General features: G+C 70.2%; 7 protein-coding genes. 2 read left to right on the top strand and 5 right to left on the bottom strand.

The features are described from left to right. Positions 1-194 precede the first annotated feature (194 nt). Positions 195-1,418, top strand: a complete 1,224-nt coding sequence (locus AB0M47_RS40885) for a PHB depolymerase family esterase (protein WP_363423913.1) — start codon at positions 195-197, stop codon at positions 1,416-1,418. A gap of 126 nt (positions 1,419-1,544) precedes the next feature. Here AB0M47_RS40885 and AB0M47_RS40880 read toward each other — a convergent pair whose 3' ends face one another. The 4 genes from AB0M47_RS40880 to lpdA form a co-directional block, all read right to left on the bottom strand. Next, a complete protein-coding gene (locus AB0M47_RS40880) occupies positions 1,545-2,666 on the bottom strand; it encodes an N-acetylmuramoyl-L-alanine amidase (protein ID WP_363423910.1) in 1,122 nt (373 codons plus the stop codon). Between the two features lie 100 nt (positions 2,667-2,766). Then, complete coding sequence (locus AB0M47_RS40875) at positions 2,767-3,642, bottom strand: TIGR01777 family oxidoreductase (RefSeq protein ID WP_363423907.1); 876 nt, start codon at positions 3,640-3,642, stop codon at positions 2,767-2,769. 57 nt (positions 3,643-3,699) lie between these two features. Next, positions 3,700-5,487 carry a 2-oxoglutarate dehydrogenase, E2 component, dihydrolipoamide succinyltransferase gene (gene sucB, locus AB0M47_RS40870; RefSeq protein ID WP_363423905.1) on the bottom strand — a complete coding sequence of 596 codons (1,788 nt, stop codon included), beginning with the start codon at positions 5,485-5,487 and terminating at the stop codon, positions 3,700-3,702. 50 nt (positions 5,488-5,537) lie between these two features. Next, complete coding sequence (gene lpdA, locus AB0M47_RS40865) at positions 5,538-6,914, bottom strand: dihydrolipoyl dehydrogenase (protein WP_253761465.1); 1,377 nt, start codon at positions 6,912-6,914, stop codon at positions 5,538-5,540. Positions 6,915-7,151: 237 nt separating this feature from the next. On the opposite strand from lpdA, the gene AB0M47_RS40860 reads away from it, so the two are divergent. Further along, on the top strand, positions 7,152-7,409 hold the full coding sequence (locus AB0M47_RS40860) for a hypothetical protein (protein ID WP_363423916.1): 258 nt from the start codon (positions 7,152-7,154) through the stop codon (positions 7,407-7,409). 27 nt (positions 7,410-7,436) lie between these two features. Here the strand turns inward: AB0M47_RS40860 and AB0M47_RS40855 are convergent. Continuing rightward, the coding region (locus AB0M47_RS40855; RefSeq protein WP_363423901.1) for a leucyl aminopeptidase at positions 7,437-8,613 on the bottom strand (1,177 nt) is incomplete at its 5' end.

Genomic DNA, 8,613 nt, shown 5'->3' with positions numbered 1-8,613 from the left:
CTGCCGGGTGTGCGCTCGCCGCGTGCGCGCTCGCCGCGTTGATCATGGAGTTAACCGTGGTGTCGCCGGTGTGTCGCCACTGGAAACTCCATGATCAACGCGGGGCGCGGGGCGGTTCGCGCCATAACTCGGCGCATCGAAATGTGTCGCCACACCATGTCGGGGGTGGGGTGAATCTCCCCATCCTGACGGGCATGAACCGTCCCCTGTCCGCCCTCGTGGCGGCGGCCGCCGGAGTCCTCGCCGCGGCCGCCCTGCTCGCCGCGCCCGCCCGCGCGGCCTCGCTGACTCAGGTCAGCAGCTTCGGGAGCAATCCCGGCAGCCTGGCGATGTACAGCTACCAGCCGGACAACCTGGCGTCCGGCGCCGCCCTGGTCGTCCTCCTGCACGGCTGTACGCAGGACGCCACCGGCTACTTCACCAACTCCGGCTGGCGCAAGTACGCCGACCAGGCCGGATTCGCGTTGGTGCTGCCGCAGCAGAGCAGCTCGAACAACTCCTCCAAGTGCTTCAACTGGTTCCAATCCGGCGACATCACCCGAGGTTCCGGGGAGGCCGCCTCGATCCGCAGCATGATCGCGTACGCCGTCTCGAACTACGGGGTCAGCGCCTCACGGGTCTACGTCACCGGGCTGTCCGCCGGTGGTGCGATGAGCGCGGTCATGCTGGCCGCGTACCCGGACGTCTTCGCGGCGGGCTCGATCGTGGCGGGGCTGCCGTACGGCTGTGCCACCTCCCTGACCGACGCCACGACCTGCCAGTACAGCCCGCCGACCAAGACCGCCCAGCAGTGGGGCGATCTCGCTCGCGCCGGGTACTCCGGCTACTCCGGGGCGTACCCCCGGGTGGCGATCTGGCACGGCACCTCGGACACGACGGTGCAGCCGAAGAACGCCACGAACTCGCGGGACCAGTGGACGAACGTCCGCGGCGTCTCGCCGACGGCCACATCGACGTCCACCTTGACCGGTGGCACCACGTTGTCGGTCTACGGTTCCGACGACGTACGCCTCTATCAGATCAGCGGGATGGCCCACGGGCTGCCGGTCGATCCCGGCAGCGGCGGCGACCAATGCGGTTCGACGGCGGCGTACTTCCTGGACTACATCTGCTCGGCGTACTACGACGCAGTGTTCTTCGGGCTGCTCTCGGGCTCGTCGCCGTCCCCGACCGCCACTGCTTCTACGTCACCCTCACCCTCGCCGTCGGCGTCCGTGTCGCCGACTCCGTCCGCTTCCTCGGGCCCCTGCTACACCGCGAGCAACTACGCCCACACCGTGGCCGGGCGCGCGCACCAGACACTCGGGTACGCGTACGCGAACGGGTCCAACGACTACCTCGGCCTGTGGAACACGTACGCCACGACGTCCCTGCGCCAGACCGGCACCAACTACTACGTCCTCGTCTCCGCCTGCTGACCCCACCCCGATCCCCGTTGATCATGGGGTTTCCGGTGGCGACACACCGGCGAGACCACAGTTAACTCCATGATCAACGGGGAGAGACGGGGTGGGGGTGGGTGGGGGGAAGGGAGGGGGGTGGGGTTAGTGGAGGGTGCCTTGGAACTCGTCCTTGACGATGCCGCCGGCCACCGCGCACCACGTGGACAGGTCGACCTTGCCGTTGGCGGGCAGCCCGTGCAGCCGCTGCATCTCCTGGACGGCCTTCATCGTGTCGTGGTCGTACGCCCCGGTCACGGCGACCTGGTAGCCCTTGTTCGCCAGGACGAACTGCAGCCCGGCCACGTGCTCGCCGACCGCGTCCTTGTCGACGTCGACCGCCAGCGTCTCCCAGGTCGGGTCGGAGACGGTGCCGTCGCTCTCCACCGTGATGCCGTGCTTGCCCTGCCAGTCCTGGACCGCCGCGAGCAGGCCCGCGTCGAAGGTGCCGGTCGTGGTGAGCGTCGTGTAGCCCTGGTTGCGCAGCAGGTACTTGGTCAGCACCACGGTCTGCCCAGCCGAGCTGGTGAAGATGTCGGGCCAGGTCCGCTCCGGCACCGCTGAGAGCGGCGTACCGATCGCGACGGCCACCCGGCGGCGCAGCTCCGGGAAGAGCCGGTAGAACGCGATGCCGGGGCACTGCGTGCTGTTCCAGTCCCAGTGTCCGAACATGTTGTGCGCGTGGATCTTGTACTGCGTGCAGATCGTCGCCGACAGCTTCACCAGCGAGTCGAGCAGCGCCTCCGGCGGCGTCTCGTCGATGTAGGTGCCCTCGTTCTCGATGCCGATGCTCTGGGTGTTCTCACCCACGCAGTGCGCCGAGGTGACCTGGGCCTGGCCGGACTTCAAGCCTTCGAAGCTGCGGTGCCGTCCTTCGAGGACGTACCCGCCGCGGCTGATGGTGAAGTGCTGGCCGGTGTCGGACCAGCCGTTCTTGTCCATGTGCAGGTTCTGGCAGGACTGCGCGAGGGCCAGCGCGTGCTCCCGCGAGTAGTCGGTGACGTTCGGGAACGCCATGTGGTGGATGACGATCTTCCGGGTGGTCCCGGTACGCATGACCAGCGAGCCCGAGGGCGGCCGGGCGCCCCACGAGTCGCAGTCGATGATGAAGTCGAACGCGTCGTCGTCGGCGAACGCCGCGGTCGCCGCGGTGAGCGGGAGCAGCGCGCCCGCGCCCGCGACCAGGCCGCCCTTGAACAGGGAACGGCGGCTGGGGGTAAGTGCCATGGACGTTTCCTTCGGGGGAGGGGGCTCGTGAATGATTCACGAAGGTGATCAAGTCGCAGAATATTCTTAACACCCCGTCGGCACCAGACCCCCGAGTGGATCAATCACGCAGCGCTGCGGTCAGCCCCTCCCGGATCGTCCGGTGCTCGAAGTCGAAACCGGTACGCCGCAACGCTTCCGGCACCATCCGAGTGCTCTTGAACGCCTCGTTCGCGAATTCGCCGACCAGGAGGCGTACGCCGAACTCCGGGATCGGCATGATCGTCGGCCGATGCAGCAGCCCACCCAGCGTGGTGGTGAACTCGGCGTTGGTGGCGGCCTCGGGCCCGGCCAGGTTCACCGGCCCGGCCAGCTCCTCGGTCGCGATGATGTGGCCGATCGCGCGCAGCCAGTCCGTCCGCGAGATCCAGGGCAGCCACTGCCGGCCGCTGCCGAGCTTGCCGCCGACGCCGAGTTTGAAGGCCAGCAGCAACGGTTTCAGCAGACCGCCACTGCGGTGCAACGGAAGACCCGTACGCAGAATCGCGACGCGCGCCGGGGCAGCCGTCATCGCGGCGCCCTCCCAGTCCACGCTGAGATCGGCGAGGAAGTCGCCGGTGACCGTGGCCGAGTCGTCGGTCAGCACCTCGTCGCCGCGATCCCCGTACGCCGCCACGCCGGAGGCGTTGACCAGCAGCGGGACGTCCTGCTCCCGCACGGCCGTGGCGAGCGTCGTCGTCGGCACGATCCGGCTGCTGTAGATCAGCTCCTTGTACGCCGTCGTCCACCGATGATCGCCGACACCCGCGCCGCAGAGGTTCACCACCGCGCCCGTCTCGTCCGGGAGGCGTACCGGCTTGGTCGGGTCCCATCGCACTTGACCTGGCCGCCCGGGCTCACGGCGTACCAGTTGAGTGACCTGATGACCCGCGGACCGCAAGTGCGCGATCAGCGGCTGGCCCAGGAAGCCCGAGGCCCCCGCGACGACGATCCTCATGAGACCAAGCTATAGAAAAGCCCCCGGCCGTAGTGGCCGGGGGCTGATCAGCGTGGGTCAGAGGCCGAGATCGGCCTCGAAGTTGCCCGCCTCCAGGCGCTCCTTGACCGTCGTCAGGTAGCGGGCCGCGTCGGCGCCGTCCACCAGCCGGTGGTCGTAGGAGAGGGCCAGGTAGACCATGTAGCGCGGGACGATCAGCTCGCCCAGGTCCGGGTCGTCGACGACGACCGCACGCTTGACCACCGAACCGGTGCCGAGGATGGCGACCTGCGGCTGGTTGATGATCGGCGTGTCGAACAGCGCGCCCCGGCTGCCGGTGTTGGTCAGCGTGAACGTGCCGCCCGAGATCTCGTCCGGGGTGAGCTTCTTGCTCCGGGTGCGCTCGGCGATGTCGCCGATGCGCTTGGCGAGCCCGGCCAGGTTGAGGTCACCGGCGTTGTGGATCACCGGCACCATCAGGCCGTCCGGGGTGTCGACCGCCATGCCCAGGTGCTCGACGTCGAAGTAGGTGACCGTGCCGGCCTCCACGTCGACCTTCGCGTTGACCGACGGGTGCTGGCGCAGGGCCTCCACCGCGGCGAGCGCGAAGAACGGCAGGAAGGACAGCTTCACGCCGTGCCGGGCGAGGAAGTCCTTCTTTGCCTGCTCGCGGAGCTTGGCGACCTTGGTCACGTCGACCTCGACCACCGTGGTGAGCTGCGCCGAGACCTGCAGCGACTCGACCATGCGCTTGGCGATGACCTGGCGCATGCGGGTCAGCTTCTCGGTACGCCCCCGCAGCGGGCTCGGCTCGGCCTTCGGCTGCGCCTTCGCCGGGGCGGCCGCCGCCGGAGCGCTCGCGGCCGGAGCCGCCGGAGCCTTGGCCTTCGCCGCCGCGTCCAGGACGTCCTGCTTGCGGATGCGGCCGCCGACCCCGGTGCCGTTCAGGCTGCCCAGGTTGACGCCATGCTCGGCCGCGAGCTTGCGGACCAGCGGGGTCACGTAGCCACCGGCGTCGCCGTTGACCTGCGTCGCAGCCGTCGGCTGGCCGTTCGCCGCGGGCTGGGCCGGCGCCGGAGCCGCCGGAGCGGGCTGGGCCGGAGCGGGCTTCGGCGCCTCGGCCACCGGCTGCGGAGCCGGGGCGGCGGGCTTCGGGGCCTCCGCCACCGGCTGCGGGGCCGGGGCGGCCGGCTGCGCCGGAGCGGGAGCCGGGGCCGCGGGTGCGGGAGCGCCGCCGGCCGCACCGACGAGCGCGAGCACCGCGCCGACCGGAGCGGTCTCGTCCTCGGCGACCTTGATCTCCAGCAGCGTCCCGGCGACGGGCGACGGGATCTCCGTGTCGACCTTGTCCGTCGAGACCTCCAGCAGCGGCTCGTCGACCTCGACCGCGTCGCCGACGCTCTTCAGCCAGCGGGTGACCGTGCCCTCGGTGACGCTCTCGCCGAGCGCCGGGAGGGTCACCGGAGTGCCCTCGCCGCCACCCTGCGGCGCGGCCTGGGCGGCCGGCTGGGCCGGCTCCGGCTGAGCCGCGGGCGCGGCGGGCTGCTGCGGCGCGGGGGCCTCAGCCGCGGGCGCGGCGGCCGCCGGCTGCGCGGCCGGAGCGTCCTGCTGCGGCGCGGCCGCCTCCCCGTCCCCGGAGATGACAGCGAGCACCGCGCCGACCTCGGCGGTCTCATCCTCCGCCACCAGGATCTGCGTCACGACACCGGCGCTGGGCGACGGGATCTCCGTGTCCACCTTGTCGGTCGAGACCTCCAGCAGGGGTTCGTCGACCTCGACTCGGTCACCGACGCTCTTAAGCCACCGGGTGACCGTGCCCTCCGTGACGCTTTCCCCCAGTGCGGGAAGCGTGACCGATACCGGCATGAGTCCAGACTCCTCGTTATTCGATCTTCTCTGTGACGATCGTAGACAGCTCAGTTGTGGGCGTGCAGCGGCTTCCCGGCAAGAGCCAGGTGCGCTTCGCCGAGCGCCTCGTTCTGGCTGGGGTGCGCGTGGATCAGCTGCGCGACCTCGGCCGGGAACGCCTCCCAGTTGACGATGAGGGAAGCCTCGCCGACCTGCTCGCTCATCCGGGCGCCGATCATGTGCACGCCGACCACCGGGCCGTCCTTGACCCGGACGAGCTTCACGAAGCCCTGCGTACCGAGGATCTTGCTCTTGCCGTTGCCCGCGAGGTTGTAGTTGTAGGTCGCGACGTTGTCGGCGCCGTGCTTCTCCTTGGCCTGCGCCTCGGTGATGCCGACGGAGGCGATCTCCGGGTCGCAGTAGGTCGCGCGGGGGATGCCCGACTCGACGATCGCGACCGGGTTGAGGCCCGCGATCTCCTCGGCGACGAAGATGCCCTGGAGGAAGCCGCGGTGCGCCAGCTGCAGGCCGGGGACGATGTCGCCGACCGCGAAGACGTTGGGGAGGTTGGTGCGCAGCCGGTCGTCGGTGAGGACGAACCCGCGCTCCATGCGTACGCCCTGCTCCTCGTAGCCGGTGTTCGCGGTGGCCGGGCCCCGGCCGACGGCGACCAGCAGCAGCTCGGCCTCCAGCGTCTCGCCCCCGGCGATGGTGACCTTCACGCCACCGTCGGTCTTCTCGACCTTCTCGAACGGCTTGCCGGTCTTGAACGCGATGCCGCGCTTGCGGAACGACCGCTCGAGCTGCTTGGAGATGTCCTCGTCCTCGGCGGCGACCAGGCGGGGCAGCGCCTCCACGATGGTCACGTCGGCGCCGAACGACTTCCAGGCGCTGGCGAACTCGACGCCGATGACGCCGCCGCCGAGCACGATCGCGCTGGCCGGGACGCGGTCCATGGTCAGGGCGTGCTCGCTGGCGATCACCCGCTCGCCGTCCAGCTCCAGGCCGGGCAGCGTCTTCGAGTAGGAACCCGTGGCGAGCACGACGTGCCGGCCGGTGTAACGCTGCCCGTTCACCTCGACCGTGTCGGCCGAGACGAGCTTGCCGGTGCCCTCGACGTAGGTCACCTTGGCGGCCTTGACGAGGCCCTGCAGACCCTTGTAGAGCCCGGCGACCACGCCGTCCTTGTACGCGTTGACGCCGCTCATGTCGACGCCGATCAGCTCGGCCTTCACACCGAACGCGGCGGCCTCCCGAGTCTGGTCGGCGACCTCGCCGGCGTGCAGCAGCGCCTTCGTCGGAATGCATCCGCGGTGCAGGCAGGTGCCGCCCAGCTTGTCCTTCTCGATCAGGGCGACGCTCAGGCCCAGCTGAGCCGCGCGCAAGGCGGTCGCGTAACCACCGCTGCCGCCGCCGAGAATCACCACATCGAACGTGTCGCTCACGTCATCTCCCACCGAGTGCTTCGCTGCCGGCCGGGCGGCCCTTCGTGAGAGCACACCCCACGCCGGTCATCTTGTCACTCGGCGGCGCACCCCGCGCACAGAGGTGCCCAAGGACACGTTACCCCCGCGTACTCTGGGAACCTCTTCGACAACGGATGAGGAGCGTCAGTGGGATGGCTTCGGCGGCTTCTCGACGGCGACCAGACGCCTTCGGGGAGCACCACCCGGCAGCAACCGGTGGATTTGTCGCACCTTGAGTGGTTTGCCCGGAACAAGTACGGCGTCGAGGCGTACATCGAGCCGCAGACGACGGTGACCCAGACCACGGTCATCCTCATCGCCCACGATGGAGAGTGGACCCGGCGCCGGGTCGGTTCGCCGCAGGTCGCGTGGCGGTGGGGGCGGTCGCTGAACATCCCCGTCTACGACGTCCACCTCACCGGCTACCCGCAACGGATGCGCGACTACAACGCCCGGCAGCGCCAGGCGTCGTAGTCGCGCGGTTCGTTCGTCCGGCGGGCGTCAGCCGTTGGCGGCGATGTCGTCCACGACGGACAGCAGCGTCCGCAGCGGCACCGCGGTGCCGCCCTTGGTGAGGTATCCGTTGGTGTCGCCGGAGAACGACGGGCCCGCGATGTCGATGTGCGCCCAGTCGACCCCGTCGGCGACGAACTCCCGCAGGAAGATGCCGCCCTGCAGCATGTGCCCGGAGCGCTCCATGCCGGCGCTGACCTGCAGGATGTCGGCGATCTCGGACTCCATCGTCTTGCGGATGTCGTCCGGCAGCGGCATCGGCCAGGAGGCCTCGCCGACGGAGTCGCCGGCCGCCTTGATCCGGGCGGTGAGCGACTCGGTGCCCATCAGGCCGGAGACACGCTTGCCGAGCGCCACGACCTGGCCGCCGGTCAGCGTCGAGGTCTCCAGCAGGTAGTCCGGCCCCTCCTCGCAGGCCCGCACGATGGCGTCGCCCAGGATCATCCGGCCCTCCGCGTCGGTGTTGAGCACCTCGACCCGCTTGCCGCCGCGCATCGTCACGACGTCACCCGGCCGGTACGCCGAACCGGAGACCATGTTCTCCGCGATCGGGATGTAGGCGGTGACCTGGACGGCCGGGCGCAGCGCGGCGATGGCGACCATCGCGCTCGACACCGCGGCGGCGCCCGCCATGTCGCTCTTCATCTCCCACATGCCCTGACCGGGCTTGATCGAGACACCGCCGGTGTCGAAGGTGATGCCCTTGCCGATCAGGGCCACCTTCACCGGGTCGGCGACCCCCTCGGGCCGGTACGCGATGCGTACCAGGCGGGGTTCGGCGTCCGAGCCCTGGCCGACGGCGAGGATGCCGCCGTAGCCGCCCTCGATCAGCGCGGCCTCGTCGAGCACCTCGACCTCGAGCCCGGCGTCCTTGGCCACGGCGGCGATCTGCTCGGCCAGCACCGGCGGGCGCAGCTGGTTGGCGGGCGTGTTCACCCAGTCGCGGGCGCGGTAGACGGCGGCGGCCACGATCGCGGCCCGGTCCAGCTCGGTCTGGGCCGCCTCGTCCTTCGCGTCCGGCACCAGGACGGAGATCGCGTCCACCGGGTCCTTCCGCAGCGGCTGCGGCTTCGCCTTGTAACCGGCGAACTTGTACGCCCCCAGCTGGGCGCCCTCGACGACGGCGCGCAGGGACGGCGTGTGCGAGACCGAGTCGTCGTCCGAC

The organism is Hamadaea sp. NPDC051192, from assembly GCF_040682475.1.
In the GTDB taxonomy this organism is placed as follows: domain Bacteria; phylum Actinomycetota; class Actinomycetes; order Mycobacteriales; family Micromonosporaceae; genus Hamadaea; species Hamadaea flava.
Note: the sequence above shows the minus strand (reverse complement) of the source record. Positions and strands in the feature narration are given on the sequence as shown.